At 60.8% G+C, this 15,547-nt stretch carries 15 protein-coding genes; 3 read left to right on the forward strand and 12 right to left on the reverse strand.

Going from position 1 to position 15,547, the window contains the following annotated elements; translation table 11 throughout:
• Positions 1–196: 196 nt before the first annotated feature.
• The gene (locus WT26_RS08055) at positions 197–1,318 is read right to left on the reverse strand and encodes a toxin-antitoxin system YwqK family antitoxin (protein WP_080485690.1); all 1,122 of its coding nucleotides are present in this window, start codon (positions 1,316–1,318) and stop codon (positions 197–199) included.
• Between the two features lie 199 nt (positions 1,319–1,517).
• On the reverse strand, positions 1,518–3,524 hold the full coding sequence (locus WT26_RS08060) for an acyltransferase family protein (protein WP_069272557.1): 2,007 nt from the start codon (positions 3,522–3,524) through the stop codon (positions 1,518–1,520).
• A 201-nt stretch (positions 3,525–3,725) separates the two neighbouring features.
• On the opposite strand from WT26_RS08060, the gene WT26_RS08065 reads away from it, so the two are divergent.
• Both WT26_RS08065 and WT26_RS37985 read left to right on the forward strand, forming a co-directional pair.
• On the forward strand, positions 3,726–4,055 hold the full coding sequence (locus WT26_RS08065) for a helix-turn-helix domain-containing protein (protein ID WP_069272558.1): 330 nt from the start codon (positions 3,726–3,728) through the stop codon (positions 4,053–4,055).
• A gap of 346 nt (positions 4,056–4,401) precedes the next feature.
• Entirely contained in the window at positions 4,402–4,800 is a 399-nt protein-coding gene (locus tag WT26_RS37985) for an HNH endonuclease (RefSeq protein ID WP_157642333.1), read from the forward strand.
• Between the two features lie 206 nt (positions 4,801–5,006).
• Here WT26_RS37985 and WT26_RS08070 read toward each other — a convergent pair whose 3' ends face one another.
• The 10 genes from WT26_RS08070 to WT26_RS38355 form a co-directional block, all read right to left on the reverse strand.
• The gene (locus tag WT26_RS08070; RefSeq protein ID WP_231130465.1) at positions 5,007–5,597 is read right to left on the reverse strand and encodes a hypothetical protein; all 591 of its coding nucleotides are present in this window, start codon (positions 5,595–5,597) and stop codon (positions 5,007–5,009) included.
• 48 nt (positions 5,598–5,645) lie between these two features.
• A complete protein-coding gene (locus tag WT26_RS08075; protein WP_069272559.1) occupies positions 5,646–5,945 on the reverse strand; it encodes a hypothetical protein in 300 nt (99 codons plus the stop codon).
• Positions 5,946–6,045: 100 nt separating this feature from the next.
• Entirely contained in the window at positions 6,046–6,852 is an 807-nt protein-coding gene (locus tag WT26_RS08080) for a DUF4942 domain-containing protein (protein WP_069272560.1), read from the reverse strand.
• 66 nt (positions 6,853–6,918) lie between these two features.
• A complete protein-coding gene (locus WT26_RS08085) occupies positions 6,919–7,992 on the reverse strand; it encodes a hypothetical protein (protein WP_069272561.1) in 1,074 nt (357 codons plus the stop codon).
• The gene (locus WT26_RS08090; protein WP_069272562.1) at positions 7,989–8,894 is read right to left on the reverse strand and encodes a phage capsid protein; all 906 of its coding nucleotides are present in this window, start codon (positions 8,892–8,894) and stop codon (positions 7,989–7,991) included. The genes WT26_RS08085 and WT26_RS08090 overlap by 4 nt, the downstream gene beginning before the upstream one ends.
• Before the next feature lie 41 nt (positions 8,895–8,935).
• Complete coding sequence (locus WT26_RS08095; RefSeq protein ID WP_069272563.1) at positions 8,936–9,163, reverse strand: hypothetical protein; 228 nt, start codon at positions 9,161–9,163, stop codon at positions 8,936–8,938.
• A gap of 11 nt (positions 9,164–9,174) precedes the next feature.
• Positions 9,175–10,170 (reverse strand): YqaJ viral recombinase family protein, encoded by a 996-nt coding sequence (locus tag WT26_RS08100; protein WP_069272564.1) that lies wholly within the window; start codon positions 10,168–10,170, stop codon positions 9,175–9,177.
• A 73-nt stretch (positions 10,171–10,243) separates the two neighbouring features.
• Positions 10,244–10,432: a hypothetical protein gene (locus WT26_RS08105; protein WP_069272565.1), complete on the reverse strand. Its 189-nt coding sequence runs from the start codon at positions 10,430–10,432 to the stop codon at positions 10,244–10,246.
• Positions 10,429–11,400: a DUF932 domain-containing protein gene (locus tag WT26_RS08110; RefSeq protein ID WP_069272566.1), complete on the reverse strand. Its 972-nt coding sequence runs from the start codon at positions 11,398–11,400 to the stop codon at positions 10,429–10,431. The genes WT26_RS08105 and WT26_RS08110 overlap by 4 nt, the downstream gene beginning before the upstream one ends.
• Before the next feature lie 92 nt (positions 11,401–11,492).
• Positions 11,493–12,230, reverse strand: coding sequence for a hypothetical protein (locus WT26_RS38355; RefSeq protein WP_231130466.1), 738 nt, complete (start codon positions 12,228–12,230; stop codon positions 11,493–11,495).
• A gap of 261 nt (positions 12,231–12,491) precedes the next feature.
• On the opposite strand from WT26_RS38355, the gene WT26_RS08120 reads away from it, so the two are divergent.
• On the forward strand, positions 12,492–15,419 hold the full coding sequence (locus WT26_RS08120) for a UvrD-helicase domain-containing protein (RefSeq protein WP_230461611.1): 2,928 nt from the start codon (positions 12,492–12,494) through the stop codon (positions 15,417–15,419).
• The last annotated feature ends 128 nt before the right edge of the window (positions 15,420–15,547 follow it).

Below are 15,547 nucleotides of genomic sequence, written 5' to 3' on the forward strand. Positions count from 1 at the left end.
AAGGTACCTGAGCGAGCGCTTCAAGCACTGGAAACGTTCCACGGCGAGGTGCTTGTTTCCCGGCGCTGCCCGCTGTGTAGTCGAAATCGGCTGAGTGATTTGTAGCGAATGATCGTTGCGGACGAAAAAAAGAAGCGGCAAGCGTTGAGGATGCGCCCGAAGGCGTATCCTGTTATGCAGCGCTTGGATTGCCTCTTTAGTTCGGCCACTTTCCCCCTTTACACCATGAGCCCCATTCTTCGAGCTGGTCGGCTGTGACAATAGAGTCGTCACCGTTTTCGCGACGAAAGGCTACGGTCCACGCGTCGATGCAACTGGTCGGACCTGGCGGCGTGCGTGAGTCCATTTTGGCAGTTTGCGTCGAACCGGATGCTGACGGATGCGTGCCGGCTCTGCATGATGTTTCCCACTGCTGATGCAATTCGGCTGACGGAAAAGCGCGATGGCCCGGTATGGCTCGATAGGCATCATCCCATTCGTTCATGCATGCACCGAAGTCAGAACCGTCGGCGCCGACCTCGACGCCATCCGAATAGGTTTTGTCGGTGATCAGTGTTCCGTTCGCATCCCATTCCTTGTACGGTCCATTGAGTTTTCCTTTCGCATAGGTCGCGCTGAGCGTCATCTGCTTGCCGTCGGGCGCGTAGTGAATGACTTCGCCCTCGTATTTGCCGTCAATGAACGTTGCTCGCTTCACGACTGCCCCCGTATTGGCGTCGAATGCTTCTTCCGTGCCGGACGCGATGCCGCTGTTCCACGGGAATGTGTGGACGAGCTTGTGATTGGTCCAACTGTAGACTTTTTGTGTGCCATCCGGTTGGCCGTTGTGGAATGTGACTTCCATCAATGGGCCGTTGTCTTGGCCGCCGGAGAGAGCGAAAGTTCCATCCAGAGCACCATGCTTGAACGACGTTTCGATGCGTACCAGGTCGGGTGTCTTGCAGACGGCCTTGCCATCAGGGAGGCCATCGCTGATCTGGACATCGCACAACGCGTCGGATAGCAGTGTCGCCGCGCCCGATGTTCCGAGGAACGATTGCGCGTTGCGTTCGGCAGCAGGCACGCTGTCAGCGAGCGCGATGCTGGCCAGCTTGCCGGTTAGCAGGAATCCGGCCTGTTCGGTCAGTAGTACGTGGTCCGGCACGTTCGCCAGCTTTCCGGAAAACGGCTCGTTCGCGTTTCCAGCATAGACCTTGCCGTTGACGATTTGAGCATTGCGGTAGTCGAGCATGTCACCTTTGCAGCCGGCAAGTAGGGTTGCGGTCAGGATGATCGCGGTAAGCATCAGTGAGCGTCGTTTCAGGTTGATCGCTTTCATGGATTTCCAGTAATAGAGGACGTGAGCACAGCCGCGCATCGCGCGCGAGGGAAGCGCAAGGGGCAGTCGAGAAGGAATAAAAAGCGCCGACCGGCGAACCGGCCGACGAAATGGTTCTGGCGATCCGAGACTGATGTGTGCCAGAACCACAGGCACTGAACGCCGCGCGAGCATGCGGACAGATGATCACGACAACCGGTCAGTGGCGCAGGAGCGGCAGGAACTGCTTGGCGACAAGCCCATTTCCGTAGTCGGACAGGTGATCGCCGTAGCTATAGAGGTAGTGCCGGTCCAGCGTCATCGGGCAGACATCGCGCTTCGCGTCGCACAGCGCGGGGGCCGGGTCGTAGACGAGCAGGGTCGGATGGCGTTGCTTGAGTTCGTCGACGAGCGCTTGGAATGGCGCCATTCGGGCAACGTGTTCGCGGTAGCCGATCGCGCAGCGCTGCGCCGCGTCCATATCGGTCACTCCGAGCGCATGCCGCACGAAGGGCCATGCCAGCGGCCGGCGATCCATGCACTGCCGTGGATCGCGTAGGCGCGGGTTGTCGAGGACCAGCGCGACCTGCCTGCCAGCCCGCTCAAGTGTCGTCACGGCCTGGTCGAGGCCATCAAGCGCGGCGGCAGAGTTGGAGCTGGATTGCCCGTCGACGGCGAAGGTCTGTCCGATCACGTCACGGTCGGTCATGACAAGCACCACTGTCTTGAGTTCGGGCGTGTCCAGCAACATGTGCAGCGCCTCGTCGTTGGCGGCGCGGCACAGAGTCGGATCGTCGCCGGCGTTCGACGACGTGCGCCAGACGCCCGCCATCGGTGCGCAGCTCGGGCGGGCAATTAGCGTCCAGCCTTCGCCCGGTGCCGATTCACGCACGAGTCCCCAATACAGCGCGTCGGCTTTGCTGTCTCCCCACACGGCGAAATGGGAGCGCACTCGTTTGTCGGTCGCGCAGAACGGAAACAATCGCTGTTCATCAGGCGACACGCCGCATATGGCGTTGACGAACTCATGACCTGCGCCGAGCTTGGCCGTCGTCACGTCGGCATCCGGGCTGTAGCCCTTGCGGAATCCAAGTCCACTGCGCGTGTACGTCATGCCGCCGAGATAGACGATGCCGATCATCAGCAGGCAAGGCACAACGAGCTTCCATACCCTGGGCGGGCCAAAGCGCACGGGCCGCTCGACGATCACGGTCGTGAGCCACGCCAGCACGACGGCGATGACGACCAGCCCGCCTCGCACGGCAGGCGACGGCATGCGGCTGGCCACGATGAACGCGAACGACAGCAGCGGCCAGTGCCACAGGTACAGCGCGTAACTGATCGTGCCGAACCAGACAGATATGGGATGCGCGAGCACGTGCCTGTTGATCCAGCCGTCTCGACCGGCGGCGATGAGCCCGACCGCGCCGGCGATAGGCAACAGCGCCCACCAGCCCGGAAACGCGGTTTGGGAATCCACGAACGCGAACGACGCGAGACACAACAGGGCGCCGGCCACCGATAGCACGTGGGTCCAGCCACCGATAAGCCGGACGTGGGCTGCGCCAATCGCCAGCGCTGCGCCCGCCAACAGTTCCCACATTCGCGTGATCGGCCAGTAGAAGGCGGCAGACGGATGGTGACTGGCAAGCGCGACGTTTGCGATGAACGAGGCCAGTCCGATGACGGCACACACCCGTCCGATGCGTCCGGTCTTGTGCGCCGCCCACAGCACAAGCGGCCAGACGATGTAGAACTGCTCCTCGACGCCGAGTGACCATAGGTGCAGCAGCGGCTTGGCTTCTGCCGCCTGGTCGAAATACCCAGCCTCGGTCCACAGCACCCAGTTCGAAACAAATCCCGCGCCGGCCACGATGTGTCGGGCGAGTTCCCGGAATTCGTCGCCATACAGGCTGAACCAGCCCATTCCGTAGGTCGCGAGCAGTACGACGACTAGCGCGGGGAAGATCCGACGAATCCGCCGCGCGTAGAAGCGGCGGAGCGAGAAACGATCTGCCCCTAGATCGGCTAGCAGGATGCCGGTGATCAGGTAGCCGGAAATGACGAAGAAGACGTCGACGCCGACGAAGCCGCCCGGTAGCGCGGACGGAAATGCATGGAAGATGACAACGGCGAGCACCACGACGGCGCGTAGGCCATCAATGTCGGGCCGGTAGACGAGCGTGCCGGCAGCCGCCGTAGCCAGTACTGAAAGGGTTTTGGTCATGGATGTTCTTGTCCGAAGCAGCGGTATGTTTGTAGTGTTTACTCGACAAACCGAGGCGTGACGAAGCGTCCGGCCGCAGGGAGGCAGGAGGCGACGGGTACCCCGGAGGATCAGTGGTTGTAGGATTGTAGAGTAAACACGACTGATAACGTTGTGTATACTACGTCGTGAATCAGTCGACGGCGCGGCATCCTGCACGCCATGACTGTGAAGCGCTCATCCCCGTCCGTTAGCCGACCGGCTCCGATCTCGATTGCCTTGGGCAAACGGATCAAGGAGTGTCGGCATGCGGCTGAGAAATCCCAGGAAACGCTGGCCTTCGAGGCTTTGGTCGATCGCACCTATATCTCGGCGATCGAGCGCGGGATCGCGAATCCGTCTATCGAGACGCTCGCGAACATCTGCTATTCGCTGAACGTGACGCTGGCGGAACTGTTTGCGCCGCTGGAAGGGGTGTCATTGAAGCCGACGGGCGAGCGTCGCGCGAACGCCGCGACGCCGCCGGAAATCAAGCGTCAAAGGTTGCGCTGATCGGGCAGGTACAGCATCTTTCCCAGATTGCGTTTCAATGTCGGATAGGCAATTGCCCGTTCAATATCGGGAAACCGACAGCTTCAACAATGGTCAAGGCGCTAGTCTTATGGACGAATATTGTTGTGAACTTTGGGGGCCAAGTGGCTGGCGTACCGTCAGCGTGATTGATGCGTTGACACGGCCCGACAGGATCGTGCGATGTCAGGAATGCCATGGAGCAGTTCGATTGCATGTGGCAGGGCCGAGCGGCGTGCCTCGCGCACATGCCGAGCATCGAATAGGACATCCGGGTTGCTCGCTCGGTCATTACTACAACGGTACCCCGAGTCCACACCCGTCTCCCGTGATTGCCCCGACCAACTCGGCACTAGAGACCGCGTCATCAATCGTGGCGACCGAGGACGACGAATCCGCTTTTGCCGAGGGTAAGGAGTCGTTCAAGCTGCACCGAAAGTTAGAGCGTGACGGCAGCTTTCCTCGGCGTGTCAAGGCCGAACGTTTAAAGCGTACGGGCAGGCTGGAATGCGAGGTCTGCCTATTCGATTTTTCGGCAACGTATGGATTGCTCGGCGATGGTTTCATTGAAGCTCACCATCGCCGCCCAGTACATCAATTGGATGGTACCGAGAAGACCAAGGCAAGCGATCTGGCTCTCGTATGCTCCAATTGTCATCGCATGCTTCATCGGGCGGCCCCTCAGATGTCTGTCGAGGAGTTACGTGCGAAGCTGATAAAAGCTTGATGGGACCAAACGGTCGGATTTTTGACAAGCGGGCACGCTGCGCGAACGAATGGTATTGAAATGCCGGGAACCACCATTACCCACGCAGCGCTGGATGACGACAATGGGTTGGGTACCGCAATTCGACAGCCAATCACAATCAGATTGGTCGGAGTTGCTGCCATTGAACGATGAGTGCCGCGCGAGCGCGGCGACTCCGGCTGAGATTAAGCATTAGTGACTGCGTTGACGACTGTGCGAATTGAAATGCCACCCAGCGGATTGACCGATCGTTTCGCAGCGGCCGACTGATAGCGGAACTGATCGTTGCCGTGCCGATCGAGCCGCGCATTGAATCCGGCGAGCCCTGGCTCGTTGCCCGCCGTGTCGAGTAGCAACAATGCTCGCGAATCGAATGCTCGTCCGTTTTGACTGCCTTCGGTGCCGATGCCAAGCGCGGCCCGCCATTTGACCGGATGCCGTTGTTGCCATCCCACGATGATCGGCCAGCCTGCGTGAAGCTCGCGCTCTGCGACACGAAATAGTTCTACGCCGGACGCGGTACAGGATACCGGTCGCACACCGAGGTCCAGATCGGAGACAAAGCTAGCCAGTTCACCGAGCGTCAACCCGTTCAGGTAATGCGCCCACGCATCATCCCAAACGATCTGTTCCGGACCGAATGTGTGGTACGGCAGGTAGACCGGATCGTTCAGCTTGCCGAGCATGGCGAGCGCCATCGCCACGCAGTGCAGCGTGCTGCCGCCGTCCCAGTGTCCTTGACGACTAAAGAGCGGATTGCCCGAGACGGCGAGCACGGGCTGCTGCCCCAGGCGGATACTTGAAGAAATTTCTGGATCAACATGTCAGTAGTCGCCCGGCAACAGGAATGTTGTTGAGGACCGGTCCCATTCGGTGATGACCCAGACGGTTTGCCCGCCGGGCAGGACGTAGCTGGACAGCAGACGCAGCCCTGCATCAATCGACAATTCGTTCTGCTGGCGGTCGGATTCGGACAGGTCACCCCAGTCGCCGCGCATGTGGCGGATCAGCAGGTCGATGATCGAGACGCGTGTGTTGGCGATGACTTCCAGTGCGGCGGGCGTCGCGAAGATCCGGCCGATCTTGAAGCACGGGCCGGCGTGGCGAGGGGGAGGCAGATTCACGCAAGACTCCAGGTAAGGGGCGAGCACGATCCTCCGGACGAGCCGGATACCGATTTCGCTGAATTAGGGGGGGAAACGAGACGCAGGACGCGTCGCGGAACTACCGGGCTGCGGACGCGAGGGCGTTCGGATAGTGCTTCGCGAGAATCAGGTTCATTCTGTCGACCAAATCTGCGCGTTTGAACGTCAGATGGCCGTTGCCGTTCTTGAACCAGCGCAGGTGGAAATAGCCATGCTCGGCTTCGCTGCGGCGGGCCTGCCGGGTGTCGGAGACGAGGCTATATGCGCCGTTGCGATGATCCGGCTCCGGCTTGCCATCGAGCACGCTGAACACTCGCATCAGATCGTCCAGTTCGTTCGTGACGCGGAAATTCGGGGAGCCGGAACTGAGCAGGTAGCGCACGATGATGCGCTTGCCGAACTTGAAAGGCTGATTGGTCTTGTAGTCCCACGACAGCCGCTGGAAGCATTGCAGCACGCCGCGTTCGAACATGTCGCCGCGTGCTCCATAGAGCTGCGCGAAGGTGGCTTCGATGTTGGCGACAGTCAGTTCCGGTACATCGCCTTCGGCAATCTGATTGCTCCATTGTTCACGTGCCTTCGCATCCATGAAGGTGCGCAGGCCCGACTCTGACAGCAGGTAGTCCCAGCCGCGCACGTCGACGATGCGCACCATAGCGGCTTCGGCTTCGTCGCGCTTGGCGTACTCTCCGGTAATGGTCGGTCGGCCGCGACAGCCGTAGCTTTCGTCGAGGACAAGACGAGGGAAGCCGAGATGCGCGGCCTTGGCAAGCCGTTGGGCTTCGCCGAGCAGATCGAGGGCGGCGCGCACGCGCTCGACGACGGCGACGCGCTGGTTGGCGAGATTCGCGATGCTGATGCTGGGGACGAGTTCGGTGGTTTCCATGTGGCATGACGAGAATGAAGTGGGATGAGGGCGACAAGAAAACAGCCGGGCGCGAGGCCCGGCTGTTTATGCCGTCACGTTGTAATCGGCAAGCTGACGACGGAGCTCGGCCGCGCGCGCTTGGGAGCAGCTCAAATGACGGCGTATGTCGGCGACGGTGGGACGGACGAGACCGGCCGCCACATCCCGAACCAGTCGCGACAGGTGGTCGTCGCGGGGAGCGGCGCCCGGTAGCTGCGCAATCGGATCGTCGCGCGGCGAGTGACTGCGGGTCGTGCTGTCGTCACGACCCGTCGCGGAATTGCGACTAACGGTCTCGTCGGCCTGACTCGCCGTGACGGGCATGACTGCTGCCGGAGTCATGTCGGCCGCATTCGTGACTGCCGCGACAATTGGCTCAGTCACGGCCCGAGTCACCGTGACTGCCGGTGCGGTCTCCCCCGTCACGACTGGTAACGGCGATCGAAGGGCGACGCTCCACAACAGGCAGGCGACACCCTCCAGGACGGCGGCGAACGCGAGACCCGTCAGCAGGTCCACGCGACCGTTCGTCGTGTCGAGTAACGCGGCGAGTCGCGACGTGACTGGATCGACGAGTAACGCATCATGTTGTACCGTGACTCGATCCACTGCGGCCTGCTGGCGTCGCACGTCTTCGGCTTCGGCGTTCAGCGCATCGAGCTTGGCGGCGAGCGTCGCGCGACGGGACGCCAGCGTGACGCAGTTCCCGACGCAGTGACGGGCGTTGGCTGCTGCGAGCTGCGCAGTCACGGTGGCGCGCTCGGCCATGACGATGGTGAGGCTGCGAGCGGGCGAGGGCGCAGGGGCCGCCTGGACTATCGATGCCCGTAGCTCACCGGCATGCTGCTGGGCGAACGCGAAAAACACGGCATGGCCGTAGCAGGCCGTGACCAGACACGCGGCCCATAACACGCTCCCCACGCTGCGAATGACGATCGGCATCTCACGGATCAGCGCCGGCAACAGGTGCGCGCTCGTGACGAGCACCATGCCGATGGCGATCCAGATAAGCCGTTCCGGTAACGTGCCGCCGCGTTGCCAGCCCGCCAGAATGGACAGGCTGAGCGCGGTGGTCGTCGCCGTGGTCGCCAGCGCGAGCGTCCAGCGTCGACCGCTCATGCTGCCTTGCCGCCGAGCAGCACGGCCTTGCGTTCGAGTTTCTGGCGGAGCGTCGCCGAGTCGTCGGAGGGGGTACCGTCGCCAGAAGCGGATTGGTCGGTCGTGTCGGGATAGAACTCTTCCGCGACAGCCGCCGTTTCATCCGGACTGTCCTCGAACGCGCCGTTGGCGAACCCTGCGCGCGCAGCGGCGTCTAGCGCGGCTTGATCGAAGCCGGCGGCGCGGCGGCGCGCATCCAGTTCCTTCGCCTCGATCAGCGCCTGTTCGAGCGTATTGCCCGAACGCACGCCGAGGTCAACGTAGTAGATCGCCGACCGGTAGCTCTGCGCGGTCGACTTGCCGCGCAGCTTCAACTCCAGCGGCAAGCAGGCGAGCAGATTGCCCGATACGGCGCGGAAGTAGTGCAGACGCGCAGCCAGCGTCCGAATCGAGTTATACGACGTCGTGCGGAATATGAACGAACCCATCTCGTCGTGGTCGCCGATGCTCACGTTCAGCCGCCCGTAGGGTTTGCATCCCGCCTGACGACCGAATGTGCAGCCATCCGGCGACGGGCAGGGCATCGCTTCGATCCCAGCATCGGTGACGCGTCGGCACTGTTCTCCGTTACCGACACAGACTGGCCGGCCGGTATCGCGATCGAACAGCGTGTAGTCGGCACGCAGGTTCAGATCCGGATCGTTGAACAGCGCACGCACCGGTATCGCGCGCAGCTTGCCGGAGGTGGCCTTGCGCAGCGTCTCGTTCAGCGGGTGCAGCATCCATTCACCGCGCTGCTGCACCTGGGTAGTGAGGGTGAACTGGTCGTCTTTTTCCGGGATGCGCTTGCCGTTCTTCTCGACAATGCGCCCAATGGAGATGCGCCCGACAACGGGCGGCGTGAGGGCTAAACCCTTGATCATGAGGGGCCTCCAAATAGAAAGGGGGAAGGGAGTCGCGCTGATTACCGCGCGAAGTGGGCTTCGAGCTTGGTGTGGATCTCCTGAGCGACGCCGTGCCAGGCTTCGACGCTGATGAGCGGATGAACGCCGAATTGCTTCTGCAATGCGTCGAGGGGAACGTTTGAAACGCGCTCGGCATGCTTGCTGAGAGCGTCCATCACGAACGCTTGCGCGAGTGCGCCGTATCGCGAGAACGTCATGATCTCCGTGAGACATTCGAGGTTGGTCATGGGGATTGGAATCAGGTGGAAACGAGAAAACGCCGGGAACCCGGCTTCGAGATGGCGTACTGCGTTTCGAACTCGGGGTGGTCGGCCAGCAGTCGCGCCAGATCGACGCCAGACGAATCCTTGCTGCGCTTGAACGACACGGCGCCGGTCTGGAATACGGCCCGGTTTGCGTCACCCATGGCCTGCTGGAGCGTTTGCTTGAACTGCGCTTCGAGCTGCTGGCGCGTCTCGATCTCGGCACGTACGGCAACCAGATCGGCGAACACGGCCGACAGGCGATGGTCATCGCTGAAGTCGACCGTTTCGCCATTTCCCGGATACAGGTGCCGCAGCGCACGGTCGGCCGACTCCGAACCGTCAGCCGGCGGGGGCGTATCGGTTTCCACGAACCGCCAGAACCGCGCTTCGAGTTCGACCAGGCGTCCGATCAGCGCATCGTCGCGATCGATCCGATGCACTTCGAGCGCCTGACCACAGAGCAGCACTGCGACGTGCGCCGCCGATTTGCCGGTGACGGCGAGTTGATGTTGCACCTGTATTTGCACGTACTCGGGCACGCCTTCTCGCCAGAGCCGTGCGCCGAACTCGCCGGCCGTTTTACATTCCAGAATCTGTACGTCGGGCACACCGATAACCTCGCGATCGATGTTCGCCAGCATCCATGGGATGTTCGGGTGCCGTAGCACCGCGTTGACCTTGCGAACCTTGTTGCCGGTCTGGGCGGTGTAGGCCGCAGCGACGATGGGTTCGAGCAGCGTGCCCCAGTACGTCGGCGACGTCGTATCGGCCGAATCGGGGCGCGGCATGCTCTCGCCCCTTCCGGTCTTGTCGAACCATAGTTCCAGCGCGCTCATATAGGGGTTCAGGCCGACAGCAGCGGCGGCATCGGACCCGCCAATTCCAGTACGACGCACAGCCAGCCAGTCATCGCGTGATAGATCGGCAGTTTTGACGAGCTTTAGAGCGGGTTTTCGCGTGCGCGGTGGCTCAGGGTGAGGGGTGTTCAAGAGACCTCCAAAACGAAGAAGCCCGGCAGACGAATCTGACCGGGCCAAAGGTGAGGAAATACGGGGAAGGGCGCTATGCTGAATCGATGCGCCGGAGCGCGTCGTGGGCGAAGGTCACCAGCTTGCCGTTGCCGAGGTGCACGGTCGTGCCCTGGGGCTGGATTTGCAGGATCGTGGCGTAGCGTCCGCCGAACCGTAACCCTGCTCCGCGCGGAATCTGAATGCGCATGTCGGCGGCCAGAGGCGGCGCGGGCTTGGTCATGCCGCAAGCAGCTTCATCGCCTCGTCCCAAGCGCGTTGCTTGAGCGTTGCTCCGGCGCCGAACCAGGCTGCGTCGAGACGATGATCATCGCTGCTGGCGCTGCGATGATGGTCGACATACTCGGTCACGGCGTTCAGCAATCCCCACGCTGTACCGGAAGCCGAGGCAAGATCCGCACCCTTGCCACGGCCGGCGTAGAGTTGCCCGACTGCCTTGATCGCGCGCTCGTTGACCGCGACTGTTTCGCGATCGGGCAAACTGGCAGTCGAGTAGGTCAGTACGCGCCGCAGGAATGCATCGGCCGCCGAGTCGGTTACCTTGCGTTCGGACAACGCCTTGGCACGGGCCATGAACGCGTCCCACGTGGAGACGGCGATGCCGAGCTGGCGTTTGACGGCAGCAGCGTCGAATTGCGATCGGTGTGAAACCTTGATTGCGCCGGCGCTGTTTCCCAAGGCGATTTGCAGCGTGTTGTTGCAGACCACACGGATCGACGTGAATTGCGCCGTCGTCGCGAGCGTGCCGTCGCATGCCGTGGCGAGCAGCAGGTAGCCATTCACCTCGTCTTTGTCCTTGAGGGTGCCGGATTGACCCGTGCGTGCAAGTGCCCACAGCTTGCGGCCTTCCTTCAACACGCCGGCCGTCTCGAGTTGGAAACCGCCGATCTCCGTCAGGTCTCGATAAAACTCCAGGATCTCTTCGGGTTGCACGACCTGATAGCGGGCGCTCACAACGCTTAGCGGCGCCTTGTTGTCCGACCGGTACAGCACTTTCTGTTCGGGAAACGCGTGAATTGAACCGAGATTGCGACCGCCAGCGGCGACGTAGCGCACTTCGGCTTCTTCGATGCGCCAGTCCATGCCGGCGGCGTGAGCCCAGACTTCGAGCGGTTGTTTCGGAGCGAGCTTGTTGCCGAGGCCGTGCCACGGCTCCTGACCGACGTAGGCCATAGAAGAAACAAGGTGCATAAAGCCTCCTGAAAAATAGACGAGGACATACAGCCCGGCGATTGCCGGACGCGGAGAGAGGTCGGGGAAGCGAGGTAGAACGAGGGGACCGTTCAGCTTTGCTTGGCGCTGAAAGCGTGGCCGCAAGCGAGGCAGTGGTGATTGTCCAGCACGTTGTCGTCGATTGCGCCACCGACAGCGGACCCGGCCGCGCAGCCCGCGGCGCTGCCGACGAGGCCGGCAATCACTGCGCCGGCGAGTCCGCCGAAGACCGTGCCGATCGGGCCGGCGATCGAGCCCACGACGGCGCCAGTCTCGGCGCCCGCGAGCGCGGCGGCCATGCCGCCCGTAGCCCCCGCAACGCTACCGATGGTGCTGCCGGCTTTGCGGGCGCGATTGCGCGTGTCGATGCGCGACGACAGGCAGCGCGGACAACGGATCGTCGGTCCGGATGGCGATGCGGCGGCCTGGGGCGCCACCGGCTTGTCTGGCTCGCCCATCAACGATTCGATCGTGTCATGCAGGTCACGTCGGGCTTCGGTCGCAGGGGATGCGTGGTCGGATTCTTCGTGTCGACCAAACGGGGGATAGCTGTCGTGCGACTCGATGGTGGCTTCGCGTGCCGCCTGGAAGACATGATCGGGATACGGCGCGAACGCTTCCCATTCGTCGGCTTCATCGACATCGGCGACGCGCGTGCCGGCGGCGCCGCGAACCGGCGAGGGCGTGACGGGGGAAAGAGGGCGTGTCGGTCGGTCCTTGGTCGCAAGCCAGTAGAAGCCGAATCCGAACATCGCGACGAGCGCGAGGCCCAGCCCGAACAGGACAAACGTAGGGGGATGAGAGATCACGGAAACTCCTGAGCGAAGTGCGCCTATGCGGTAGTACAGCGGCGGAGCAGCCGTAGCTGGCCGTGTTCAGGACAGTGATATAGAGCTGAAAGTTTCTTGAATGGTTCGATTTGCGCTTTCGTTTCAGCGCACCAGAGTCGAACTGACAGTTTTGCGAGGCTCTTGTATAAGCCGGATGGCTACCGCTAATCTTCTGATTTTTAAGAAAGGTTACGGGAAAACGATGAACCTGTTCCACGTTGCTCAGTCGGGCTGCATGTGATGGCCCATACCACGCCGCAAAAGAAAATACCGAGAAGCATAAAGGAATCGTTTTCGCCTCGGGGCTGGGCGTGCCGGCTCGGTTTGGCGACGCGTTGGATCGCAGAAATCGACGCGGACATTGTGCATCTACGCGCAGAGAATGATGCCCGTGCGTCCGTGCTTGACGTGTCGCTACGCGCTCAGCGAGGGTGGATCTGGTCGTCGCTGCATATTGAGGGGATGGAGATCCGACGGCTACGCGGACTGTCGCATCCAGATGCTGAGCGATTTGTTGCAGCAATCACCCATGCGAAGGCTGTGGCATTGCAACGGCTGGAAGCCGATCTCGGGATAGACGAGAAGACGCTGGTTCCCTTGTGGCAGGACGTAGTGCGGGAACAGGCTGAGGATCGCTACCTCACAGCACGTGATCGAGCGACTCTCCTTGATCGAATCGCAGCTGAAAAGGAGAGGTTGGATGGTGCGTTTGCACGTAGCCGAAGCCCGCATGCAAAGCGTTTCACGATCAGCGAAGAGTTGAAGCGGGCAATTCTGTATTTGCGCACTTTGAACCACGATGGCGAGCGGTTGCTGAGACAACGCAACGACGAATTCGTGGAACGCGAATTGGAGCGATGGCGCGGATTCTTCGCATATTGCGAAGAGCGGGCGCTGACGGACGAACAGGCGAGAGCGGCAATCACGTTCGAAGAAAATACGTTGCTTATTGCTGCTGCTGGTTCAGGCAAGACATCCACGGTCGTGGGTAAGGTTGCCTATGCCTTGGTGAAGGGCATTGTACGGCCGGAGGAAATCCTGTGCCTGGCGTTTAACAGCAAGGCTGCCGCAGAAATTGCCAGGAGGACCAGGGCGCGATTTCGTGCAATGATCGCTGATGCATGTCCGATTGATCCAGCGATCAAGAGTCGGGTCAGAGCGTTGGTCGACAGTGGCGTAAGGATAGAGTCACGCACGTTTCACTCGCTTGGTCGCACGATTATCAAGCAAGTCGAAGGTCGCAGTCTACGCGTCTCGGAGTCTGTCGAGAACACCGGTCGTCTAAAAAGAGCGGTCGAGCGGTGCAAGAAAGATCCGAAGTTCGCAGCAGACTGGTTGCTCCTGCAATCGGTTGCGCGGTTCCCCAATCCCCCCGAGGCACGTTTCCATTCGGAAGACGAATACTTGGAATACCTGCGCGGCATGTGGCGTCAGCGCAAGCTTGGCTACAAGAACAAGGAATTCGCTGACGGCATTCTCACTATGGGGTGTACGAAACCGGTTAGGTCCTTTGAGGAAGTTGCCATTTCTAATTGGTTATTCCTCAACGGAGTCGATTTCGAATACGAGGCCGCGTATGCAGAAGGCGCAGAAAGACTGTGTTCCGGGGCGACATGGACACCGGACTTCACATATAGCGTGCAGGATGCAGCCGGAGTATCGTTGATTGTTCACGAGCATTTTGCGCTCAATGAGAACGGAGAGGCACCGAATTTCTTCAAGAATCCAAAGGGATACGCCGAGGAAGCGGATAGAAAGAAGCGGGTATTGAGCGAGCTCGACGCCCGTCATTTCTGGACAACGAGCGCTGAGTTCAGGGATGGGACGCTATATGACAAGCTTCGGGTTCGGTTGCAGGCAGCGGGGATCGTGTTACGTCCTCGTTCCTCAGAGGAGGTTCTTGCGAAGCTCAAGGACATCGGCGTATTCGAGGACTTTGAGCTTGTTGCGCGCGCGGTCTCGCAGATTCGTCAGAACGGCTGGAACCAGCAAACGTTGATTGAACGACTTGCCGAACAACGCGAACCCGCTCGTGCGCGATTGTTTTTGCAGGTGGTGTGGCCCATTGCGGTGGCGGTGAACGAATTGCTCAAGGCGGACAAGTGCATCGACTACGACGAGATGATTCGTCGGGCTCTGGGTTATCTGCATGACAGGCCGGATCTGTTGCCGTATCGGTTCATTCTGGCGGACGAGTTTCAGGATACTGCGCCGGGGCGTGGTGACATGATTCGCAAGATGCTACATGCGCGCGAGGACAGTTTGTTTTTTGCAGTGGGGGATGACTGGCAGGCCATCAACCGATTCGCCGGGTCCGATTTGCGTTTTTTCCGCGAATTTGGCACGGCGTTCAACCGCCGCGCGGCGGCGGACAAACAATGTGCCTTAACACAGACTTTTCGAAGCAATCAAGGTATTGCCGACGTCGGCCGAACGTTTGTGTTGCGCAACGTGAGTCAGATGCCAAAGACCGTTGAGGCATACGATCGAACGCGCGAGGGGGTCATCGATGTGCGGACGTACAAGACCGAGCGGGAGCCTGACGCTCTCGTCAACGACGTATTGACGAGCTGGGTTTCACAACACCCACCTGGCAGCAAGCCGTCAGTATTCATACTGGGCCGTTATGGGAGGGACCACGCCGGTGGACTGACTGCACAACAACTCGCGGAATTTGACGAGAAATGGGCTGATCGAATCGAGCTGCTCAAAACAAAGGACAATGAACCGCCGAGTCTTTACACGACGATGCATACGTCAAAGGGATTGCAGGCTGACTACGTGTTGATTGTCGGTATGTATCGAGCCGAGCATGACTTTTTTTGTTTCCCGAGCGAGCGTGAGGATGATCCGCTGCTGCAACTTGTGCTGCCGCCAAAGGAGGCGCTATCCGACGCTGACGAACGCCGCCTCTTCTACGTTGCGCTAACTCGCGCGAAACATCGCGTTGCGTTGTTGACTCAGCAACAGTTTCCGTCGCCGTATGCTTTGGAGCTCTTGCATACTCATCGGGACGGAACGGTGTTGTTCAATGGAACGCCGGATCTGCCGCCGCAGTGCCCTCAGTGTGACCACGGGTTGGGTTTTAAGAAGTACAACCCGAAGACGAAACAGTGGTTTTACGCTTGTACTGATCGATGGGGATGTGGGACGACATGGCCGCTGTGATCTACCGCCAAGCCATTTTTCGGGCGGTCGCGCAGGGTGTGCTCGATACAGTGACAAAAGCGTCCGGCCGGAGATTTGCTATCCTAGTCCCCATCGTTTCGAGCTGAATACGCATGCATTGAGGCGCC

Source organism: Burkholderia cepacia (assembly GCF_001718835.1).
Lineage (GTDB): Bacteria > Pseudomonadota > Gammaproteobacteria > Burkholderiales > Burkholderiaceae > Burkholderia > Burkholderia cepacia_F.

Bases quoted from the DNA above. Each gene is read 5' to 3' on its own strand.
- WT26_RS08090 (WP_069272562.1), bottom strand. From the start codon at position 8,894: ATGATCAAGGGTTTAGCCCTCACGCCGCCCGTTGTCGGGCGCATCTCC.
- WT26_RS08095 (WP_069272563.1), bottom strand. From the start codon at position 9,163: ATGACCAACCTCGAATGTCTCACGGAGATCATGACGTTCTCGCGATAC.
- WT26_RS08105 (WP_069272565.1), bottom strand. From the start codon at position 10,432: ATGACCAAGCCCGCGCCGCCTCTGGCCGCCGACATGCGCATTCAGATT.
- WT26_RS08055 (WP_080485690.1), bottom strand. From the start codon at position 1,318: ATGAAAGCGATCAACCTGAAACGACGCTCACTGATGCTTACCGCGATC.
- WT26_RS08085 (WP_069272561.1), bottom strand. From the start codon at position 7,992: ATGAGCGGTCGACGCTGGACGCTCGCGCTGGCGACCACGGCGACGACC.
- WT26_RS08110 (WP_069272566.1), bottom strand. From the start codon at position 11,400: ATGCACCTTGTTTCTTCTATGGCCTACGTCGGTCAGGAGCCGTGGCAC.
- WT26_RS08060 (WP_069272557.1), bottom strand. From the start codon at position 3,524: ATGACCAAAACCCTTTCAGTACTGGCTACGGCGGCTGCCGGCACGCTC.
- WT26_RS08120 (WP_230461611.1), top strand. From the start codon at position 12,492: ATGGCCCATACCACGCCGCAAAAGAAAATACCGAGAAGCATAAAGGAA.
- WT26_RS08065 (WP_069272558.1), top strand. From the start codon at position 3,726: ATGACTGTGAAGCGCTCATCCCCGTCCGTTAGCCGACCGGCTCCGATC.
- WT26_RS08080 (WP_069272560.1), bottom strand. From the start codon at position 6,852: ATGGAAACCACCGAACTCGTCCCCAGCATCAGCATCGCGAATCTCGCC.